Here is a 20,552-nt window from a genome sequence, read left to right as displayed (position 1 = left end):
GCGGGCCCGCCCATACGGCTTGTATTGTTTTTGCTCGGCGAGGCGACGTGCTCAATGTTTCGATTGCAGCATTCAACTGCTGCGACGCTGCCGGTCGGATGTATTCCCTCCCTGGCTTGTATGGCTAGTTGGAACGTGTGATCATACTTTCATTATAGGTAGGGGGGGTATGGTATGGGTCATATGAGATCGAGCAAAGACAATCTTCTTAAACGCGTAAAGCGAATCGCTGGGCAAATCCAGGCGATTGAGCGAGCACTCGACTCTGATGATGACTGCTCGAAAACCTTGCTTTTGGTCGCTTCGACCCGTGGCGCTATCAATGGGCTGATGGATGAAATCATCGAAGACCACGCTCGTGAACACGTCGCGAATCCGACACTCAGCAACGAAGAAAGAGCGAAAGGTGTCGATGAACTTCTCGAAGCCATTCGCCGCTATTCCAAATAGGATTTGCTCAGATGAGTAATTCGTACACCGACTATTCCCACGACCATATGTTCCTTGGGAAATCACATGAAGAAAACGCCAAGCGAACCTTGTGGGTGGTGGCCCTGACCGTCGTAATGATGGTTGCTGAAATCACCGCGGGTTACCTCACCGGCTCAATGGCGTTGCTTGCCGATGGATTTCACATGGCAACGCACGCTGGAGCACTTGGCATAGCCGCAGCTGCTTACGGTTACGCAAAAAGACATGCCTCAAGTGCTCGCTACAGTTTTGGAACTGGCAAGGTGGGAGACTTGGGTGGCTTCGCCTCTGCTCTGATATTGGGACTGGTCTCCTTGGGAATTGCCGGAGAGTCGCTATTCCGTCTCTTTCAACCGACTCAAGTGCAATTCCAGACAGCGACTCTTATCGCAATTGTCGGATTAGCAGTGAATGTGGTGAGCGCGCTTTTGCTGTCTGGCGGTCATGATCATCACCATGGGCATGACCACGGCCACGATGAATCTCACCATGCGCATGGTCACGACAATAATTTGCGCTCTGCTTACGTTCACGTCATTGCAGATGCACTGACTTCGGTTCTGGCCATCGCAGCACTGCTTGCTGGTCGATACCTTGGTTGGGTATGGCTCGACCCTGCAATGGGGATTGTGGGTGCAGTTGTCATTGCACGCTGGGCTTGGTCGTTGATGCGGGTGACTGCGGGTGTATTGCTCGACCAGACAGATGATCATGTCGCTGAAGAGATTCGTGAACTGGTTGAGCGACCGGGAGATGCTTCGATCATTGATCTTCATGTCTGGCAGGTGGGGCCGCAAGCCCGCGCCGCGATTGTGAGTGTTCTAGGCAGCCCAGCAGTGGATGCAGAAAACATACGAGAACGGCTTGCGGCGGTTCATGAGATCACTCATCTGACAGTTGAGTACCGCACGAAGTTGGGCGCTGATTCACCCGATCAGGTCGCCGTTCTGGCTTAGCCATGAACCCGTAGCACGCGTAAGTTCGACGAGGAATTGAACAATGGCCAAGGACATCGAAAATCCCTGTATTTCTGTTTGCCAGCTGAACAGCGAACTGTGCGTCAGCTGCGGTCGCACCAAGGAAGACATCAGAAAATGGAAGCGAATGAAGCGTCCAGAAAAAATGGCCGCTGTACAACGCGCGACCCTGCGTCTGAAAAGCCTGCAAAAAAAGAACTCTTAAACCACCGTCATTTACGTTTTCTACTTTTTCAGCCGAAACACAAATTGTTATTGAGGACAGCGGTACGGGGTTATCCGATGCGGTGCAAGCGCGCCTGTACAACTGTTGCTGATCGTCCTTGGCGAATTGCTTGAGAATGAAATCGACAGAGCATGTCCCGCTGCATGGCCATGAACGGTGGCCATGCCGTGACGGGATGGATGGGGCGGGATTAGTTTTCGGGGTATTCAGCAATGACCTGATCTGTGCCGGCTTTGGTCAGGCCGATTATCTGATAAGCCTCATGTACTCCATCGACTTCCATTCCTGGAGAGCCTAGCGGCATGCCAGGAGCGGTGATCCCGAGAAGGTCGTCACGTTTACTCATCGCAATTATTTGCTCAGCGGGAACGTGGCCCTCAACAAACTTCCCGTTGATCATCGCGGTGTGACAAGACGAGAGTCGTGGAGCGACACCGAGGTCCTGTTTGACAGCACTCATGTTGGTTTCTACATGATCAATGACGTTGAAGCCATTGGCCTCAAGATGCTGAATCCATTTCTTGCAGCATCCGCAGTTTGCATCTCGATGAACATCGATGGTCAGGGCCTGTGCCGCTTGAGCGGTTGAAACGATGAACAGCGCGGCGAATGTTGCGATACGCATAAATCGATTTGAGAGTCGGAAGCTACCTTTCATGAATATTTCCTTTTACCTTGGCCGCGTTGGGATATCCCGCGAAAAAGCAGAACTCTCACCCGAGCTTTCAGTACGGCTGCTTAGGTTTGGTTGATGGTCTTACCCTTGAGTCGGGGAGGTGGTTCCCCGATCATTCAAAGCTCTTGATGGCGTTGCTAGATCGAATCAGAACCACATCCGAATACCTGCTACAAATCGAGCCTCGTTGGTCTTTTCTCCTTCATCGCTGGCCAGGTCGGCGGTCTTGCCGTAGGAGCGATTCCAGGTAACCCCGACATAAGGGGCAAATTGGCGAACAATCTCGTAACGCAATCGGAAACCTACTTCGGTGTTGGCCAGTCCAGACCCAATGCCGCGCTGAGGATCATTTTTCCCGTATAAATTTACTTCGGCTGTTGGCTGCAAGATCAAGCGATTGGTCAGCAGAATGTCGTAGTCACCCTCAAGTCGAGCAGCGGTTTGACCATTCTCACCGATGTAAGCAGTTGCTTCGGCTTCAAAGTTATAGAGGGCCATGCCCTGAATACCGAGCGCTCCCCATGTTTGGGGCGACCCAGGCTTGAAGTCTTGTCGAACTCCGGTGACGACATCCCACCATGGGCCGATGGCGTGCCCCCAAAGTGCTTGGAGTTCAGCGTTTTCCGTTACGCCATTGGTACGCTCACCTTCCGAGCGCAACCACAGACGATCAACGTCACCACCGATCCATCCTTTTGCATCCCAGGCCAACGCACTACCGTTGTCAGCATCCTGGTACTCAAATTTATCCAGTAACATGAAGGAATTGAGTTTTTTGTCGTGGACACCATGACCAGCCACATCTGGAAAGGCGGCGGCACGGTCAGCGTCGGTAAGTACGGGCACCGGGGTTCGGCTCGTGGTAGTCGCCCCTCCATCCATGCTTTCCATGCCGTCCATTTGCCCGTCGTCCATGCTCATCTTGCTGTGATCCATAGCCCCCATCTTGCTATGGTCCATGGTTCCCATTGAGCTGTGGTCCATCTTGGAGTGATCCATCGCGCCATCTTTCGCTGTGGTTGGCTTGGATTTTTGCGCAGTCGAAGGCTTTGAGTCCGCACTTGATGGCATCGCCATCGACGGATCCATCTCTTCAGCGGCTTGGGCCATGACAAAGAATGCAGGACTGGTAGAGACTGCCAGTGCCATCAGCATTGAGCGTAGAAAACTACTGGTCATGATCTCAATCTGCCTTTTTGGTTTTTTGGTCATGATCCATCGACTCATGGCTCATCTTGCTGTGGTCCATTGACCCGTGATCGGGCTTCGAATCGTTCGCCATAGTCGCAGGCTTGTCCGTTGCTGTAGCAGGAATAGTAGGTGAATGATCGCTACCATTTTCCCCTGCCAGCACCGTGGACGAAAGTCCACCCAGCAGGCCAACGGCAAAGAGGCAACCCACCAGCGATTTACGATTTAGGTATGTGCTCACAGATCGTCTCCTTTACTCATCAACCCGAACTTCACGGAACATGCCCATTTCCATATGGAAAAGCAGGTGGCAGTGATAGGCCCAGCGACCTAGGGCATCAGCGGTGACTCGATAGCTGCGCTTGGTACCTGGCGGCATGTCAATCGTGTGCTTGCGCACCATGAACTTGCCGTTCTCATCCTCAAGGTCACTCCACATGCCGTGAAGATGGATTGGGTGGGTCATCATGGTGTCGTTCACCAGGGTGATGCGCAGGCGCTCGCCATACTTCAGGCGAAGCGGCTCGGCGTCAGAGAATTTAATACCGTTGAATGACCACGAAAACTTCTCCATGTGACCGGTCAGATGAAGCTCGATGGTGCGATTGGGCTCACGACCGTCAGGGTCCTGAAATGTGCTTTTCAGGTCAGAGTAGGTGAGCACTCGACGACCATTGTTTCGTAACCCGATGCCAGGATCGTTTAGCTTTGGCGTGGGGTTCATGGCTTGCATGTCGACCAAGGGGTTGTTGGTTTCAGAGGCTGGGTGAGTCTGCATTTCTCCACCCATGCCGCCCATGCCAGCCATTCCCGACATATCGCCATGATCCATCCCTGCCATCTTGCTGTGGTCCATGCCTGCCATGTTGGACATGTCACCTTTGTCCATGCTCGCCATCTTGCTGTGATCCATACCTGCCATGTTAGTCATGTCACCGCTGTCCATGCCGGTCATCCCGGTCATGTCACTTTGGTCCATGCCAGTCATCTTGCTATGGTCCATGCCGGCCATGGTGGACATGTCACCTTGTTTCATATCACCGCCGCCCATACCAGCCATGCTGCCATGGTCCATGCCCGCCATACCGCCCATTCCCATGTCATCCATGGTCAAAAGAGGCCGAGGGTCGAGGGCAGGCACCTGTGCCTTTAATCCTTCGCGAACTGCCAGGGTTCCCCGTGCATAACCGGTTCTATCCATAGACTGGGCGAAGATGGTGTAGGCCTCTTCATTGGCAGGTTCTACGATTACATCGTAGGTTTCTGCTACGGCGATGCGGAATTCGTCGACGCTGACCGGGTTGACGTGCTGGCCATCGGCGGCGACAACCGTCATTTTCAAACCAGGGATACGAACGTCGAAGTAGCTCATGGCCGAGCCGTTGATAAAGCGTAGGCGCAGCTTCTCACCCGGTTTGAAAATCCCGGTCCAGTTACTGTTAGGGGCCTGGCCATTCATGAGATAGGTGTAAGTATCCCCACTGACGTCTGCGAGATCGGTGGGGTTCATTTTCATTTCAGCCCACATCTTTCGGTCGGCTACGGCAGCAGACCAACCTTGCTTGCTGACATCGTCGATGAAGTCTCCCACGGTACGTTTGTGGTGGTTGTAGTAGTCCGATTGTTTCTTGAGCTTGGCCATGACGCGACTAGGATCCTCATCGGTCCAGTCGGTCAGCATCACCACGTAATCGCGGTTGTATTGAAAAGGTTCAGGCTCTTGTGAGTCGATCACGATTGGACCGTAAACGCCTGCCTGTTCCTGTAATCCAGAGTGGCTGTGGTACCAGTACGTACCGTTTTGATGAACCTTGAACTTGTACTCATACATGCCATCGGGTGCGATGCCATGGAAACTCAAGCCCGGTACACCATCCATGTTGGCGGGCAGAATGATCCCGTGCCAATGAATGGAGGTGTCTTGGTCCAAGCGATTTTTCACACGCAGGGTGACCGTTTCCCCTTCACGCCAGCGCAGCAGTGGTCCCGGCAAAGAGCCATTGATGGTCATGGCTGTGCGCGGCGAGCCGGTGATGTTTACAGGGGTTTCACCAATAAACAGATCAAATTCGTTGCCGGTGAGTACGCTCGGCAGACCAGGACTGCTCACTGCCCACACAGGAGTGCGCCACAGACCAAGACCACCGAGAATGCCGCCTGCGGCCAGGCCTTTAACGAATGTCCGCCTAGAGGTTTTGGAGTGCATGCCGTTTATGTCCAATCAGTCAAAAGGGAAGCCGTGATAAACAACTAATGAGTTGCTCATACAGGTTGAAGGCAATATCTCGGGAAATCGTGCTTAGCCCGGATTAGCTTCGCACACCGTTGCCAAAGACGAATGGATACGGCAAGCGGACTCAGAAATTGCCACATCTGGACCATCACGGTGATTACATTTCTGTCAGCTTGGGAACACTCCAAGCTACTCAGCAACTGGCGTGGTCGTCACCTTTGTCTTTGCTCTCTGCTACCGGGGTTTGAGTGCCTTGCTTTTGGGCTACCTGGTACGCTTCCATGGAGTTCTGTCTGGCTGCTTCCATGCGTGCGAATACGCGATCACTGCCACCTTCGGCCAATGCCAGAGAAGAAACGGCCAAGGCTGCGATGACAAATAGGGTTTTCATGGATTTCATATGGGTATCCTCGGATAAGATTTGGCTACCCCCGTTGAACCTACATCAAGACGTAATTCGTGGGGGCTAAGCTCAAGACGCGACGCAATCTTAAAACCCGCAACCTGTCAGAAGCCTTAAGTGAGTATTACGGTTGTGTCAGGTTGTGATTTCCTTACGGAATAGCCTCCTGACTGCACTCGGAGTAGGCATCTCGTCTTGGTGGTCTGAAGGTTTCCATACAAAGCTAATTGATCAGAGTTGGATCAAGCCATCTCCGCTGCGCGCTGGTATATGAAATGAACGCTAGAAAAAAGTGTCCATGAGAAACGTGGGCGCGCAGGTCGACCGGGGCTCTCAGATGCCGATTTTGGAAGGGAAGCCAAGTGCTTCAACAATTGAACGCAAGCGCTCTGGGCTTTCGTTGCTTTCGACGTTGACCTTGCCGGCGGCACGATCCACCGAAACGGTTGCCTGGTTATCCAGCGACTGAATGGCTTTGGTAATTTTACTGACGCAGCCTCCACAACCAATGCCTGAAACTTCTAAGACGAACATAGGTATTCCTCTTGTGTTGAGCAGCCCCATTTAGCCGCAACCACAGCATCAACGCTGACATGATGGGAAGGTCAAGAATTGTCTACGTTGTGGCTTAAATAAGGCATTGATCTCAATCTACTTGAGTGTTCCTCAGCCTCAGTGCATTGAAAACGACGGATGCGGAGCTAACGCTCATGGCAATGGCCGCGATCATCGGCGATAAGAGATGTCCAGTCAGGGGATACAGCAGACCCGCGGCGAGTGGGATACCCATCGAGTTGTAGATAAAGGCGAAACCCAGATTCTGCCGCATGTTTTTTACCGTCGCGACAGAAAGGGCCCGCGCCCGGAGAATCCCCATCAAGTCACCCTTTACGAGAGTAAGCTGTGCACTGTTCATCGCGACGTCTGTCCCTGTCCCCATCGCGATGCCTACATCTGCTCGGGCCAGAGCAGGAGCATCATTGATACCGTCGCCCGCCATGGCAACGCGTCGCCCCGTTTTTTGGAGGTCTGCGACCAGACGTTCCTTGTCTTGGGGTTTCACCTCACCGTGTACCTCGTCAATACCCATTTCCTTGGCGACAGCCCGTGCCGTGGTGAGGCCATCTCCGGTGGCCATGATGATCTTTATATGGTCGGCTTTGAGTTTGGTGACAGCCTCCTTGGAGGTCGGCTTGATCGGGTCTGACACCGCCAGCAACCCCGCCAGTATTCCATCGACCGCCAGGTAGATGATGCTGATGCCCTCAAGGCGCAATTGCTCGGCGCGGTTCTTGAGGGGGCTGATGTTCACACCTGCCTCTTCCATCAAGGCGGTATTGCCCAGTTGGATTTTCTTGCCATCGACCATGCCGCTGACCCCGATCCCGGAACCGGACTCGAACGACTCAGGTTTGGTTAGGTCCAGGTTCTCAGCAAGGGCATGATCAACAATGGCGTGAGCCAGCGGATGCTCACTGTCTTGATCAAGGCTAGCGGCCAGTTGAAGTACATCATTGGCAACGAACTTCTGCGTGGCTTCCACACTGTGAAACACCGGACGACCCTCTGTCAGTGTTCCGGTCTTATCCACAATCAGCGTGTCGATCTTGCAAAGGTTCTCGATGGCGCCGGCATCTCTGAACAGGACCCCCATGCTGGCCGCTTTACCGGTGGAAACCATGATTGACATGGGTGTCGCAAGCCCAAGAGCGCAGGGGCAAGCAATGATAAGCACAGCGACAGCGTTGATTAGGCCGAAGACCCAGCCAGGCTCTGGGCCAAACAGCCCCCATCCCAACAGAGTCAGTAGGGCAATCGCGATTACGCCCATCACAAAGTAACCCGCGACGACGTCGGCCATGCGCTGCATGGGGGCTTTAGAGCGTTGGGCACGGGCAACCATCTGAACGATTTGCGACAGCACGGTTTCAGCACCAATTTTCTGCGCTTCCATCACCAGGCTGCCATGGGTATTGAGCGTGGCACCGATCAGGCTATCACCGCTTCTTTTCATCACAGGGACTGGCTCGCCGGTCAGCATCGACTCATCGACCGCGCTTTCGCCTTCCAGCACTGAGCCATCGACAGGAACCTTTTCACCCGGTCTGACCCTGAGGTGATCGCCCTTGTGTACATGCGTTAGAGGGATGTCTTCCTCTTTGCCATCGGCATTGATCCTGCGTGCGGTTTTCGGAGACAGGCCAAGTAGCGACTTAATAGCCAAAGACGTTTGTGATCGAGCTTTGAGTTCAAGCATCTGACCGAACAAGGTCAGCGAGATGATTACGGCTGCGGCTTCGAAGTAGACGCCGATGCGACCCTCTTGGATGAAGGTGGTGGGAAAACTCTGGGGAAACAGCGTGGCTACGACGCTGTAAAGATACGCAGCTGCTGTGCCCAGGCCAATCAAGGTCCACATATTGGGGCTGCGATGACGAATCGAATCGATGCCCCTCACAAAAAACGGCCAACCAGCCCATAAGGTTACAGGGGTTGCGAGGATAAGCTCGATCCAGTTCTGGATAACCCCATGGAAGAGTTGCAACGAGTGTCCCGCCATGGCGAGTACCGTCACGATCACAGTTAATGGCAACGACCACCAAAAGCGACGGGTGAAATCCTTGAACTCGGGGTTTTCTTCCTCTTCCAGCACTGGCGTGACCGGTTCCAATGTCATGCCGCATTTAGGGCAGGTACCGGGGCCAGGCCGACGTATCTCTGGATGCATAGGGCAGGTGTACTCAGTAGCTTCCTGCGTTTCAGCTGCTGTTGAGGTATTGCTGGAGTGATCGGTATTGAACGGTGGAGCGGTAAAACGCTGCGGTTCTGCTCGAAATTTCTCTTGGCACTTCAGGCTGCAAAACTTATACGTCTGCCCCTGGTAAATCTCGCTGAACTTGATTGGTGGGGTAACTGCCATGCCGCACACCGGATCGCGTAGACCTTCATCCAGGACCTTCGCAGGATGGGTGTGGTCTAGGTGACTTGTGGCGTTGGGCATGACTAGTTTCCTTTCTCATCTTTGTTGGTTTTTGCCGAGTCGGCATGTCCACCATGGTGCCCATGGCCGTGTCCAAAAAAATGCATCAAGGGGCAGATCAAAAGGATCAGATAGGGCAGATAAGGCGAAACATGGCCGAAGTGTTCCCGAACCAGGTAGAAGGCGCCAATCGCAATCAGCATGATGAGTACGACACCCATTTTGCTCCTCCAAAATGGAGGGCCCGCGTTTTCAACAGAATGCTGATGAGGGGTCATGATGTAGCTCCCACTGTTATGGCAAGAGTTGCCGTGAGTCTGATACTTGAGCGTAGTCAATGCTCGTTTTAAAACTGTGACCTCGATCAAGTCACGCGTACTACACATTACGCTGAGTGACCATTCAGACCGGTGGTGGCTCCGAAGGGCCGGTGCTTGTGTGGAAAGGGCTCGATGGGCTCTTGATCAGAACTTGGTCGCGGACGTTGCGGACGAGTGTATGCAAGTATTCATGCTCGTCACGAGGCAACGCTCGGCCGACATCCACCTGAAGCTAAGATTACTTTTCTGTCAGTTTCTGATGGAGCAGGCTTATTCGTTGCAAACTCAGCCAAGTTATCAATTTGAGATCCGTCCCATGAGACTTTTGGTTGCTGAAGACGAACCGACATTAGGTATCTATTTACAGCAGGGGCTGACGGAGGCTGGATTTAGTGTTGATCGATTCACCGACGGCGCGGAGGCCCTTCAGCACGCCTTGAACGAGGGATATGACCTGCTGATTCTTGACGTCATGATGCCGGGTTTGGACGGATGGGAAGTCCTACAGAGGGTGCGTGCATCAGGTAAGGATGTTCCTGTACTTTTTCTGACTGCGCGAGACCGTGTTGAAGATCGGGTCAAGGGGCTTGAGCTTGGAGCAGATGATTATCTGATTAAGCCCTTTGCGTTTTCTGAGTTGCTGGCTCGGGTGCGAACTCTGCTGCGTCGAGGGAGTGGCGCGCCATCGCAAACCCATATGAAACTGGCCGATCTTGAGGTTGACCTGCTCAAGCGCCGGGCTATCAGAGGAGGCAAGCGTATCGATCTCACGGCCAAGGAGTTTGCGCTGCTGGAGCTGCTCCTCCGTCGTCGGGGCGAAGTACTCTCGAAATCGCTCATTGCCTCGCAAGTCTGGGACATGAACTTCGACAGCGATACCAACGTGATTGAGGTTGCGGTGAGGCGGCTCAGGGCGAAGATTGATGACGATTTTGAGGTCAAACTCATTCAAACCGCTCGCGGCATGGGCTACATGCTCGATTCACCAGACACGGAACTTGAATGAACCGCCTATCCCTGACAACACGCCTGAGCTTGATGTTCATGCTTTCGGTGACGGTTGTCCTCACCGTTGCCGGAGTCAGTTTCAATCACCTCAGTCAACGTCATTTCGAAATGCTGGATCAGCAAACCCTGGACGAAAAACTAAGCTCGGCCCAAAGGATTTTGGGTGAGATGCGCAGCATCGATAAATTCAGTGAGCTAAAGCCGCAGTTGGAGGCTTTGCTAGGGGCTCACCGTGATTTGACCGCGATCATTCTGAACCGCGACGGAAAGCTGTTTTTCTCTGGCCCAGGGCCGGTTAATGTCCCAGAGCAGTTTCGCACACGGTTAGGTAACACAATGTGGGAGTGGCGGGACGAAGAGCATATTTACCGAGGTGTCACCGCCCAAGCAATCGTTTCCGGGCAGGACCAACCACTGACGGTGATCTTGATCTTTGATGTTACGCAGCACATGTTTTTCTTCGAGACACTTCAACGATGGTTCTGGATAGGGCTCGTGATCAGCGCACTCGTTAGTGCGGGGCTGGGTTGGATGGTTGCCCGCAGCGGTATGCGTCCTATTCGTCAGGTAACCATGGTCGCCGCATCCATGTCTGCTAAATCACTTAAAGAGCGCATCCCATTGGCGCCCGTTCCAAAGGAGCTTCAACAGATGGTGTCGTCATTCAATGCGATGCTGTCACGTCTGGACGATGCTTTTGTGCGACTGTCGAATTTTTCCGCAGACATTGCTCACGAACTGCGGACCCCGGTCAGCAATCTTATGACCCACACTGAGGTGGTGCTCTCAAGAAAAAGGAACATCGAGGACTACGAAGACAATCTGTACTCGAACCTGGATGATTTGAAGCGAATGTCTCGCATGATCGATGACATGCTTTTCTTGGCTAAGTCCGATAATAGATTGCTCAAGCCAGAGAACGATCAGATAGACCTACAGGAGGAGGTGGGGAAGCTGCTTGAATACTACCGTCTGGTGGCTGATGAGCGCAGCATTGAGCTTAGCGTTTCGGGGGCAGGAAGTGTCCGGGGTGACGTATTGATGTTACGCAGGGCGATCTCGAACTTGCTTTCAAATGCGCTACGGTACACGCCAGAGGGCCAAACCATCCGTGTGGATATCCGTCAGAAAAATACGTCGACATTGGTGACGGTGCAAAACCCCGGGAAGACCATTGCGCCTGAACACCTTGAGAAACTATTTGACCGTTTCTACCGCGTAGATCCTGCACGACGTGAAGGAAGCCCTAGCAACGCTGGGCTGGGTCTCTCGATCACTCGATCAATCATTGAAGCTCATGAGGGCAGGATCTGGTGCACCTCGTCCAATGGAACAACTGGCTTTCATATTGAACTCCCTAGTGCCGGACTGAAACGCGCCTGAATTTGGAGACGCCTCTTTAGTCGGCTCCACGCCCAAGAACTCCATCCAACATGGACGTTAGTTTTGCAGGATGTGCGCTTCTGTTTGACCTATATCAACGCTCCGAAAACAGGCGAGAGCTATTCTTAAATTGGCAGAGAGCCAATTTTTAGATTCGAAGCATTCATTCTGGCAGACGCCCTTGAGGCTGATCTTTGGTTTGTTTCTGGTGTCTGCCTTTTTTGCGTTCCACGGTAACCATGCGAGCTTTCCCCTCTTACCCTTGGAGATCGTCATGCAAGCACCACTGAAGTTTGTTCTAGCGCTCCTACTCACTAGCGCTGCTGTACTCGCTAACGCCACTGACACTCATCATCCAGACGACGCTCAAACGCCCTCAGCCCAGGCAAGCGGGCAGACCAAGCCTGCCACGGACAAAGCCGTGGCTGAGCAAATGCAGAAAATGCAGGCCGCCCACGACAAGGTCGCCGCAGCCAAGACTCCGACAGAGCGCCGGGCTGCCATGCAAGAGAGCATGCAAACGATGAAGGGGTCCATGGCCATGATGCGGGACATGCACTCAGGTGACCACTGCAAGGGTATGGGTATGTCTAAGTCAGAAAACGGCAGTGGCACGGGGATGATGGACATGATGATGCAAATGATGGATCAGCAGTCCAGCATGATGAACATGCAGATGTCCAAATGAAGGCGTACCCAATGCAGCGCCGAACCTTCCTCGGCGGGGTGGCAGTTGCAGGGTTGGCGGCGCCTTGGCTGCAAGCGTGGTCAGCCGTAGATATGGCCTCGGCGCCTGTTGGATTACCATTGCTTGCATCAGATCTACTACCGGCTGGTGCCACACTGCGCGAATTACCCAAACTGGCTAATTCGAGCAGCACTCCAGGCCATTTTCAAGCCACTCTGACCGCTGCGCCGCTCACGCTGCCCTTGATCCCCGGACATGCATCGACCGAGTTCTGGGCCTATAACGACAGTTTACCTGGTCCGCTGATTGAGCTTTTTGAGGGTGACATGGTGGAGATCACCTTCATCAACAACCTCAAGCAACCCTCTACTATTCATTGGCACGGTCTGCCAATTCCGCCTGAGCAAGACGGTAATCCCCATGATCCGGTGCCACCTGGCGGACGCCATACTTACCGTTTCAATCTGCCGCAGAGGAGTGCGGGCACCTATTGGTACCACCCCCACCCACATCAGTACACGGCTGAACAAGCCTACCGTGGATTAGCCGGGCCACTGTTGGTGCGGACGCGAAAGGATCCACTGGCCGAACTGCCGGAGCGATTGTTGGTGGTCTCCGACCTCAAACTCGACCGCTACGCCGCCATCGCCCCGAACGATTCCAATGATTGGATGAATGGCCGCGAAGGGCAGTTCGCCTTGGTCAACGCTCAGCGTCAACCAGTCTTGCCGTTTGACGCGGGAGGTCGTGAGCGTTGGCGCGTTTGGAATGCTTGTAGTGCCCGCTATCTGCAACTCACATTACCCGGTAGCACGCTGACCCTGGTCGGTACCGACGGCGGTTTGCTTGAAGCCCCTCAACCTGTACAGGCGGAATACCTATTGGCACCTGCCCAGCGGATCGAACTGATCGTCGATGCTGGCAGCCTTCGTGATCGCATAGAGCTGAACGCGAATATCTACTCACGCGGCAAAATGGGCGACGTCGAGCCTGACAAGGTCATGTCTCTGCTAACGGTCGATTTCACGGCGGTCAGAACAACAGCTCTGGCTGCCTTGCCTGGTAGGCTTGGTTCAGTAGCCGATCTCGGTCCGGTCGTAGCACACAAACAGGTGGTGTTCAGCGAAAAAATGAACATGGCCAATGGTACTCATCGCATGCAATTCCTGATCAACGATCAGGAGTACGACATGGGGCGGGTCGACCTCGTAAGCAAAATCAACGAGGTGGAACTATGGGAACTCGTCAATCGCTCTGATATGGATCATCCTTTCCATTTGCATGGCACCCAGTTCCAAGTAGTTGAGCGAGAGCTGGGTGGGGTGATCACGCCTGCTCCATTCCGTGCCTGGCAGGACACGGTCAACCTGCGTTCGAATGAGATCGTACGGATTAAAACTGTCCAGCGATGGTCCGGATTGCGTATGTTCCACTGTCACATTCTAGAACATGAAGCGACGGGAATGATGGGGCAGCTCAAAGTGGTTTGAACAATAGCTGCGCGTCGCTATGGACCACAGGACTGGCTGTAAGGGCAGGGAGTTGCTCGGGGTTGGCGAGGCCGAGGTAGCTGGTTCTGATCGATTGGTGCGCACATTACCTATCCCATGAAAAACGGATAGCTTTGAAGCTAGCATCATGTGGCTCGTTCACTCACCCTAATCGCGAGTCCTGTTCCAAACCTCAGCTCAGACTTCGGTGTAGAGACAAATCACGAGGCTTTCGATAGATACCCGTCCAGTTTCATTGGCTGTAGTATCCAATCGATGGAGTAACAGGTAACGCGACGCATCTCTTATTAGCCATTACCGTCCGTCCCGGTTGGGGTCGTCCGAGTCGATTGTCACCACAATGCTGAGGCAGAGATCTGGGCACCAAGCTTACTGAATTGTAATCGACCAGTCGGCTGCAATGTGGCATCGTGGCTCAGCTCTAAGACACAAGAGTCTTTGATCAATTACCTAAGTTCAGTTAATACCATGACGGTTTATGCATTTGGCTGTGTTATGTGGTTTTAGCCTGATCGAAAATATAAAACTAGATCTTCCCCGCCAAACCTCGAATCTACAGCTTATGCTGTGAGGAGTCTTGCATGTCACCTTTTAAAACTACCACCGTGATGGTTGCACTAACCGCAGGGTTGCTTTTGAGTGCTGTGGCACAAGCGCATCCAAAGTTGGTGTCTTCTAGCCCTTTGGAGGGCTCGACCGCCGGAGCACCTTCCAAGATCGAACTGCACTTCTCGGAGAACCTCACGACTCAGTTCTCAGGAGCGAAACTGATCATGACCGACATGCCGGGCATGCCGAACTCGCCGATGGGAGTTAAGGCTGGCGTCTCAGGCGGCGACGATCCAAAAACGATGGTCATCACGCCCGCTGCACCATTGACCACTGGTACTTACAAGGTCGAATGGCGTGCTGTTTCTTCAGACACTCATCCCATTACAGGCAACGTTACATTTAAAGTGAAATGATTTATGAGCGACTCAATCAACATCGCCCTTCGTTTCGCTCTTTATTTGGATCTAATGCTGCTGTTTGGATTAGCAATTTTTGGATTGTACAGCCTCAAGGGAAAAGAGCGAGTATCCGGCGCTGTCTTGAATTTTGAGTCGCTCCTTTTAGGTGCGGTAGTTATTGGTATCGTTTTATCCCTTGCTGCTATGTTGTTTCTTGCGAAAGCGATGAGCGGCGTTTCAGAGCTAATGGAGCTGCATCACCATATATTTGAAATGGTTCTTATGGGAACCGACGTCGGTTTGACATGGATGGTGCGAATAGTTTCCCTTGTGATGGCCGGTATAGCCGTTACACTTAACAAGCGTTTCCCAAGTCTCAGCCTATGGGCTGTCACCGTCTTTTCTGCGATTGCTTTGGCGACTTTGGCATGGACAGGACATGGCGCGATGGACGAGGGCGGCAGTCGTTATATGCATTTCACCAGCGACATATTTCACCTTTTGGCCGCAGGGGGCTGGATGGGGGCTCTCGCTGCATTCGCTTTACTGTTGCGTGAGAAGATACTTAACGGTGAACAAGAAATACGAGTTCTTTCCCGGGTTCTGACTGGATTTGAATCAGCGGGAGCGCTAATTGTCGTAACTCTAGGTGTTACCGGCATAGTAAATTACTTTTTTATTGTAGGTCCGGCCTTGGACGAGGTGATGCTTAGCACTTATGGTATATTGCTGCTCTTGAAGGTTTTGCTATTTGCAGGGATGGTTATATTGGCGTCTCTAAATCGCTTCCATTTGAGCCCCCTGTTAGAGCGCTCAATCAAGAGAGGAGACCATGCCGTCGCCGTTAATGCCTTACGACGTAGTATGATCTTTGAGTTCTCCGTTGCAGTGATTATCGTGTGTCTTGTCGCTTGGCTAGGAACCTTGAGTCCGGAGATGGATATGAGTTCGGTATAGACCTGAAAGTTTAGAGTTGCTTTCTTCTACGCGTCTATCTCGCGTTGTTTGTATGAAATAAACTCATCGCGTAATTGGCTGTTTTCTCTCGATTATCATGCCGGTAGAGGAGGGGCGCATCAAATGTTCTCTACGTCTGAAGAGGGCTATCTAAGCTGCTGCCAAGTACTCCCACCATCACTGCTCTTTATTAAATCGACAGGATTGAATAGGGCTCTACCACTGGCCGGATGACCAATGGTATAGATGGCTTAGCCGGACGCATAGTGCGCCAGTTAAAGCTAGCGGAGGTGCACATCGGGAAGTCCTTCGCACAGAAACTGGGAGATCTCAGCGGTGCCCGGTGCGCAAGCACCGGGCGGAGCAGGAAAGGCCAAAAGCCGTAACCCTGCTGTCCACGTTGCTGAGAAGTCGAATACGTCCGTAGTACCTGAGAAGCCATCGAACAAAGGGTCTAGCCCTGCGGAGAAAGTGGAGGAAAGGGACGTAGCCAAGGGAAACACTGACATGCCCCCCGCGCCCCGGACACTGAGCCGGATCAGTTGCGCGTCGATGGGACTTGAAGGTGTACGTGAAGTAGCCCGAAGGAACAAGGGCATGCAGTTCACGGCATTGCTGCACCACATCACACCGCAGTTATTAGCGCAGAGCTTTTATGCGCTCCGCCGCGATGCGGCGGTGGGGGGGACGGCATGTCGTGGCGAGAATATGAGGAAGGCGTTCTCCAGCGGGTTAGCCAGTTGCACGCAAGGCACCATAGCCGGGCCTAACCACTACTCCATCAGGATGCCGTCGCCTACCTGGAGCAGAGTCTGAGTAATGCTCAGGAGTGGGCGATGGCGACGATCAAGCGTGATGTCTATCTGCCGCAGAACGAAGGCAAGATCTGGAAAGCTATCGCGCAGGCGCGGGGTAGAAATTGGAATAACCGGCGAACCTTCAGGGTGTGAAAACCGGTTGTTCCGAGTTGAGCCCACCCCGCAGTAAAGTGATGCGATAGAGTTAGTCTCAGCCATACACCATCAGTTTTACCGGTGTCTTGCCTGCCAGCAGCCCGTCCACACGGATAGGTTTCTTGCAGCGATGCGGAATCCGAAGCAACGATGTCGGAATCGGAAAATGATTGTCAATCGGTGATTGGCGTTACGTAGTCGACCGACGAGCTAGAAGTCAAGAATGCTTTCTCTGGAAGCTCAGCGAGCTTTTACTAGCAAGTCGCCTGGATGCATCGGTTGCCCGAGCCCGGAGACCTGGGAATTCGCTCCCGTTACGCAAAAACTGACACTCACTGTGCTCGACAAAGTCCAGCAAGCCCTTTATCTCTTGAGTGGTTTGAGGTGTGGTTTGAGCCTGCGCGTTGGTTACGATTGCGATAAGGCTAATACCAGTTGCAATCAGCTATTGGCTGATGGGACGAGCCGCCACTATCCACATCTGCATGATTCAGCATCTGGAGAAGAAACTGAATTATCTCGTAGGCAAGAACATGGTGAGCAGCGCAGAAGACTTCATCGACCTTGCTGCGACTAAAAGCAGTATGAGTGGCCGCGCCTATGAAGTGCGATGTCCAGGAGGCGTTCAACCAGCAAGCACCTGGCTGAAGACAGAGTTACAGAGGCAACGGCAGCTTCATTGAGTTTGTCTCAAGTCGAAAAAACTCAGAATGGCGTTGGGCTTTTCGCCTACTACGGACGTTATAGGCAGGAGACCGCATCTTGCACGATAGTTCCTTGCCGTTTTGGTGAGTGACCTCCGATCAAACGCAGCCGGTGGACGGAGCATTAGCAAATGAGTAGCTATGCTTGGTCTGTTGCAGAAAATGTTTTTGCAGCTGGCAATTGCCGAAACGCGCATCAATGGCCTCATCACCGGCACTCTATGGGTAGCCCGCCAATTATGACGTCCTTGGTCTCATCGGTCATCGAGTTCCTGACGGCGCATCCGCATGTTGCCTATCTGGCGGTGTTTCTCTTGGCACTTTCCGAGTCAATCCCGATCATTGGTGTCGTCGTTCCCGGTACAGCCGTGATCCTTGCCCTCAGCACCTTGGTGCCGAGCGGCGTCTTATTGCTCTGGCCGTTGCTGGTCGCCGCCACGTTAGGTGCAATCGCGAGTGATGGTCTTTCGTTCTGGCTCGGGCATCGATACCACCGCGAAATTCTTGGCCTCTGGCCATTGAGCCGTCACCCTGAACTGATTCAGCGTAGCGAGGCCTTTTTCGAGCGTCACGGCGCCAAGAGTGTGTTTCTTGCGCGCTTCGTACCAGGCGTCCGTGCCTTCATTCCGCTCCTTGCCGGTATGCTGGGAATGGCGGTCAGTCGTTTCTATGTCGTCAATGTTGCCTCTGCGTTCGCTTGGGCTGTGTCGCATATCCTGTCAGGTGTTCTCTTAGGCGCGACGTTCAGTATTCTCGGTGCGGCCGCAAAGCCGCTCGCGATTTTGCTGGTCGTTCTGGCTGCGGCGGGTTGGGCAGTCCTGCAAATCGTGCGCTGGACGTTGCGTTACGGCATCCCGTACCTCATCGTCGGAGTGGCGCGGCTACGGAGTTGGGCCGGCACCCACGACACCTGGTTGAGCCGGCGGCTCAGCAGCTTGCTCGACCCTTCACGGCCCGAAGCACGGGCTCTCGTACTACCGACTGTCTTTCTCGTCGGTGCCGCCTGGCTTTTCTTCGGTGTCCTTGAAGATATCGTCAGCGGTGACCCGTTGCTGCTCGCAGACAGCGCGATACATCGTGCGCTTCAGGATCTTCGTACAGCGCCAAGTGATGCGGCGATGATCGCCATTACAGAACTCGGCGACACCAAGGTCGTGGTGGCGGTCACGATTGTTGTCTTGCTGTGGCTCATGTGGACACGCGCCTGGCGTACAGCAGCCTATTGGCTGGTTGCAATCAGTGGCGCTTCGGTGCTCAACACTGTCATCAAAGTAGCATTGCATCGAGCCCGACCCGGTGAGCTTCTCTACTCCGGGTGGAGTGCATTTTCCTTCCCCAGCGGCCATAGCACGATCAATGTCGTGTTATACGGTTTCCTCGCTTTCCTCATCGCGCGTGATATCCGCCCGGCATGGCGCCTCGCGGTCGTTATTGGCGCCGCAACCCTGATATTTCTGATTGCATTCTCGCGGCTCTACCTCGGTGTGCATTGGCTTTCCGACGTGCTCGGGGGGATGGCATTTGGGTCCGCTTGGCTGGCGTTGCTCGGACTCTCCTACTTGCGGCGGCAGGCCGAGCGCATCAACCCAGGGGGCCTGCTCGCCCTCGGATGTGCGGCACTTATCCTCGTCGGCGGCTTCAATATCTATCGTAGCCATGCGACCGACAGCGGTCGTTATGCCGTCAAGGTTGGGACGCCAAGCATGAGGGCCACTGATTGGTGGGCGTCGGATTGGCAGCAACTGCCGGCGCGGCGTATCGATCTCACGGGCGAGACGAATGAGCCACTGACGTTCCAGTGGGCCGGTGGCCTGCCGGACTTGCAAAATGTCCTTCAACTTGACGGGTGGCGCGACTCAGCGGCCTGGACACCGTTGAATGCCCTGAATTGGCTTACCACCCAGACCGACCCTACCGTTTTTCCAGTTATTCCTCTTTTCGCAAGTGGTCGTCTTCCCAGTCTGACCCTCGTCCGACCGTATAGCGATGGTGCACCTGCCGGTTCGCGCCTCGTGCTTCGATTGTGGGTCGTAGATTTTCAGCTCACAAACGGACGAACTACACCGCTCTGGATGGGCTCGATTGTCGAGGAGCGTTTTTATCATCTCCTATCTCTCGTCACATTGACGTCGACACAGCCCGATGTGAATGCACCGAGGAGCACGCTAGCTGCCGATCTTGACAGTGGACGGCTCCTCTCTCGGACCGAAGGAGCAGCAGATGCGGATTGGGATGGGCAGGTCTTGTTAGCTCGCCACAGTGAGAAACAGAAATGAATGACCGTTTCGAGGCGGTTTCTGGCCTTCAGTGCCTGCTTGCCACTCGGGATGATTGAAACGCCGACGTCTTGAGCCTATTCGAGTCGTGGGCCAGTGGCTTAGAGTGCGCAAAAATGCGCATGGACCATCAACAGACCTAGAGTCTGCTCGGAATGAGCTTCTATTTTGTGCCAGATAATGCTGGCTTAATTCAGGTTCGGTGTTATCGCCTGTCTTAGGCATTTCGGCAGGCTGTTTATGCCATGCGCCCAATTGTAAGAGCCATTTTCAGCGACTACACTCCAGCCCATGAAACGCTATCTGCGGTTTTGCATCATCTTCATGATTAGCTTGGCGCTTCCCCTCAGCGGGATGGCGGGCGTTCAGGCACCGACAGAACCGTGCCCAATGAAGACGATGGGCATGGCGATGATGGACGACATGGGGATGGACTGCTGCAACGATATGAAAAGTCCTTCCGATCACGGTAAACCCTGCAAGCAGGGCCAGGAATGCAAGACAGGCGGCATGCTGCAAGTCTCGATCTTCAAGCCTCCTGTAACCGTATTCAGCCCCGTCGTGATTTCCTTCTTCAGCGATTCCCTACCTGTACAGACCCCGTCCGGGGTATGGCGACCGCCTCGCGTTTGATTACTGTCCCAC

General features: G+C 53.7%; 19 protein-coding genes and 2 pseudogenes. 12 read left to right on the top strand and 9 right to left on the bottom strand.

Annotated elements, in window-relative coordinates; genetic code table 11:
• Positions 1–174: 174 nt before the first annotated feature.
• Genes ACMXYH_RS17915 through ACMXYH_RS17905 form a run of 3 tightly spaced genes read left to right on the top strand, consistent with a single transcriptional unit; the run spans position 175 to position 1,653 of the window.
• Positions 175–450, top strand: a complete 276-nt coding sequence (locus ACMXYH_RS17915; RefSeq protein ID WP_034139899.1) for a metal/formaldehyde-sensitive transcriptional repressor — start codon at positions 175–177, stop codon at positions 448–450.
• An 11-nt stretch (positions 451–461) separates the two neighbouring features.
• Positions 462–1,427, top strand: a complete 966-nt coding sequence (gene dmeF, locus ACMXYH_RS17910; protein WP_415764355.1) for a CDF family Co(II)/Ni(II) efflux transporter DmeF — start codon at positions 462–464, stop codon at positions 1,425–1,427.
• Between the two features lie 43 nt (positions 1,428–1,470).
• Positions 1,471–1,653 carry a DUF1289 domain-containing protein gene (locus ACMXYH_RS17905; protein WP_017341650.1) on the top strand — a complete coding sequence of 61 codons (183 nt, stop codon included), beginning with the start codon at positions 1,471–1,473 and terminating at the stop codon, positions 1,651–1,653.
• A 211-nt stretch (positions 1,654–1,864) separates the two neighbouring features.
• On the opposite strand, the gene ACMXYH_RS17900 is transcribed toward ACMXYH_RS17905, so the two are convergent.
• The 8 genes from ACMXYH_RS17900 to ACMXYH_RS17865 form a co-directional block, all read right to left on the bottom strand.
• Positions 1,865–2,332 carry a DUF411 domain-containing protein gene (locus ACMXYH_RS17900; RefSeq protein WP_415764354.1) on the bottom strand — a complete coding sequence of 156 codons (468 nt, stop codon included), beginning with the start codon at positions 2,330–2,332 and terminating at the stop codon, positions 1,865–1,867.
• A 165-nt stretch (positions 2,333–2,497) separates the two neighbouring features.
• Positions 2,498–3,562, bottom strand: a complete 1,065-nt coding sequence (locus ACMXYH_RS17895) for a copper resistance protein B (protein ID WP_415764353.1) — start codon at positions 3,560–3,562, stop codon at positions 2,498–2,500.
• Positions 3,534–3,782: a hypothetical protein gene (locus ACMXYH_RS17890; protein WP_178082676.1), complete on the bottom strand. Its 249-nt coding sequence runs from the start codon at positions 3,780–3,782 to the stop codon at positions 3,534–3,536. Before ACMXYH_RS17890 ends, ACMXYH_RS17895 begins: the two co-directional genes overlap by 29 nt.
• A gap of 12 nt (positions 3,783–3,794) precedes the next feature.
• Positions 3,795–5,747: a copper resistance system multicopper oxidase gene (locus ACMXYH_RS17885; protein WP_415764352.1), complete on the bottom strand. Its 1,953-nt coding sequence runs from the start codon at positions 5,745–5,747 to the stop codon at positions 3,795–3,797.
• Positions 5,748–5,967: 220 nt separating this feature from the next.
• On the bottom strand, positions 5,968–6,174 hold the full coding sequence (locus ACMXYH_RS17880; protein WP_129443744.1) for a co-regulatory protein PtrA N-terminal domain-containing protein: 207 nt from the start codon (positions 6,172–6,174) through the stop codon (positions 5,968–5,970).
• Between the two features lie 336 nt (positions 6,175–6,510).
• The gene (locus tag ACMXYH_RS17875) at positions 6,511–6,711 is read right to left on the bottom strand and encodes a heavy-metal-associated domain-containing protein (protein ID WP_129443745.1); all 201 of its coding nucleotides are present in this window, start codon (positions 6,709–6,711) and stop codon (positions 6,511–6,513) included.
• Positions 6,712–6,823: 112 nt separating this feature from the next.
• Complete coding sequence (locus tag ACMXYH_RS17870) at positions 6,824–9,178, bottom strand: heavy metal translocating P-type ATPase (RefSeq protein ID WP_415764351.1); 2,355 nt, start codon at positions 9,176–9,178, stop codon at positions 6,824–6,826.
• A 2-nt stretch (positions 9,179–9,180) separates the two neighbouring features.
• On the bottom strand, positions 9,181–9,435 hold the full coding sequence (locus tag ACMXYH_RS17865) for a DUF2933 domain-containing protein (RefSeq protein WP_134418504.1): 255 nt from the start codon (positions 9,433–9,435) through the stop codon (positions 9,181–9,183).
• A 358-nt stretch (positions 9,436–9,793) separates the two neighbouring features.
• Between ACMXYH_RS17865 and ACMXYH_RS17860 the strand changes: the two genes are divergently transcribed.
• From ACMXYH_RS17860 to copD, 6 genes are all read left to right on the top strand, one after another.
• Complete coding sequence (locus ACMXYH_RS17860) at positions 9,794–10,483, top strand: heavy metal response regulator transcription factor (RefSeq protein ID WP_129445161.1); 690 nt, start codon at positions 9,794–9,796, stop codon at positions 10,481–10,483.
• On the top strand, positions 10,480–11,868 hold the full coding sequence (locus ACMXYH_RS17855) for a heavy metal sensor histidine kinase (RefSeq protein ID WP_415764350.1): 1,389 nt from the start codon (positions 10,480–10,482) through the stop codon (positions 11,866–11,868). The genes ACMXYH_RS17860 and ACMXYH_RS17855 overlap by 4 nt, the downstream gene beginning before the upstream one ends.
• Positions 11,869–12,142: 274 nt before the next feature.
• Entirely contained in the window at positions 12,143–12,556 is a 414-nt protein-coding gene (locus tag ACMXYH_RS17850; protein WP_129445162.1) for a hypothetical protein, read from the top strand.
• A gap of 11 nt (positions 12,557–12,567) precedes the next feature.
• Positions 12,568–14,046, top strand: coding sequence for a multicopper oxidase family protein (locus ACMXYH_RS17845; RefSeq protein ID WP_415764349.1), 1,479 nt, complete (start codon positions 12,568–12,570; stop codon positions 14,044–14,046).
• A 602-nt stretch (positions 14,047–14,648) separates the two neighbouring features.
• Entirely contained in the window at positions 14,649–15,032 is a 384-nt protein-coding gene (gene copC / locus ACMXYH_RS17840; RefSeq protein ID WP_129443753.1) for a copper homeostasis periplasmic binding protein CopC, read from the top strand.
• Positions 15,033–15,035: 3 nt separating this feature from the next.
• A complete protein-coding gene (gene copD / locus ACMXYH_RS17835; RefSeq protein WP_415764348.1) occupies positions 15,036–15,974 on the top strand; it encodes a copper homeostasis membrane protein CopD in 939 nt (312 codons plus the stop codon).
• A 1,233-nt stretch (positions 15,975–17,207) separates the two neighbouring features.
• On the opposite strand, the pseudogene ACMXYH_RS17830 reads toward copD, so the two are convergent.
• Positions 17,208–17,372 (bottom strand): annotated as a pseudogene (locus ACMXYH_RS17830) (DUF5329 family protein); the annotation flags it as partial.
• Positions 17,373–17,421: 49 nt separating this feature from the next.
• Here ACMXYH_RS17830 and ACMXYH_RS17825 point away from each other — a divergent pair.
• The 3 genes and pseudogenes from ACMXYH_RS17825 to ACMXYH_RS17815 all read left to right on the top strand — a co-directional run.
• Positions 17,422–17,610: pseudogene (locus tag ACMXYH_RS17825) on the top strand (DUF5329 family protein); the annotation flags it as partial.
• A 152-nt stretch (positions 17,611–17,762) separates the two neighbouring features.
• Complete coding sequence (locus ACMXYH_RS17820; protein WP_415764347.1) at positions 17,763–19,907, top strand: bifunctional DedA family/phosphatase PAP2 family protein; 2,145 nt, start codon at positions 17,763–17,765, stop codon at positions 19,905–19,907.
• Positions 19,908–20,198: 291 nt separating this feature from the next.
• A complete protein-coding gene (locus tag ACMXYH_RS17815; protein WP_415764346.1) occupies positions 20,199–20,540 on the top strand; it encodes a hypothetical protein in 342 nt (113 codons plus the stop codon).
• Positions 20,541–20,552 lie beyond the last annotated feature (12 nt).

The sequence above is a fragment of the Pseudomonas frigoris genome, from assembly GCF_047758635.1.
In the GTDB taxonomy this organism is placed as follows: domain Bacteria; phylum Pseudomonadota; class Gammaproteobacteria; order Pseudomonadales; family Pseudomonadaceae; genus Aquipseudomonas; species Aquipseudomonas frigoris.
This window is presented reverse-complemented; position numbering and strand designations above follow the sequence as displayed.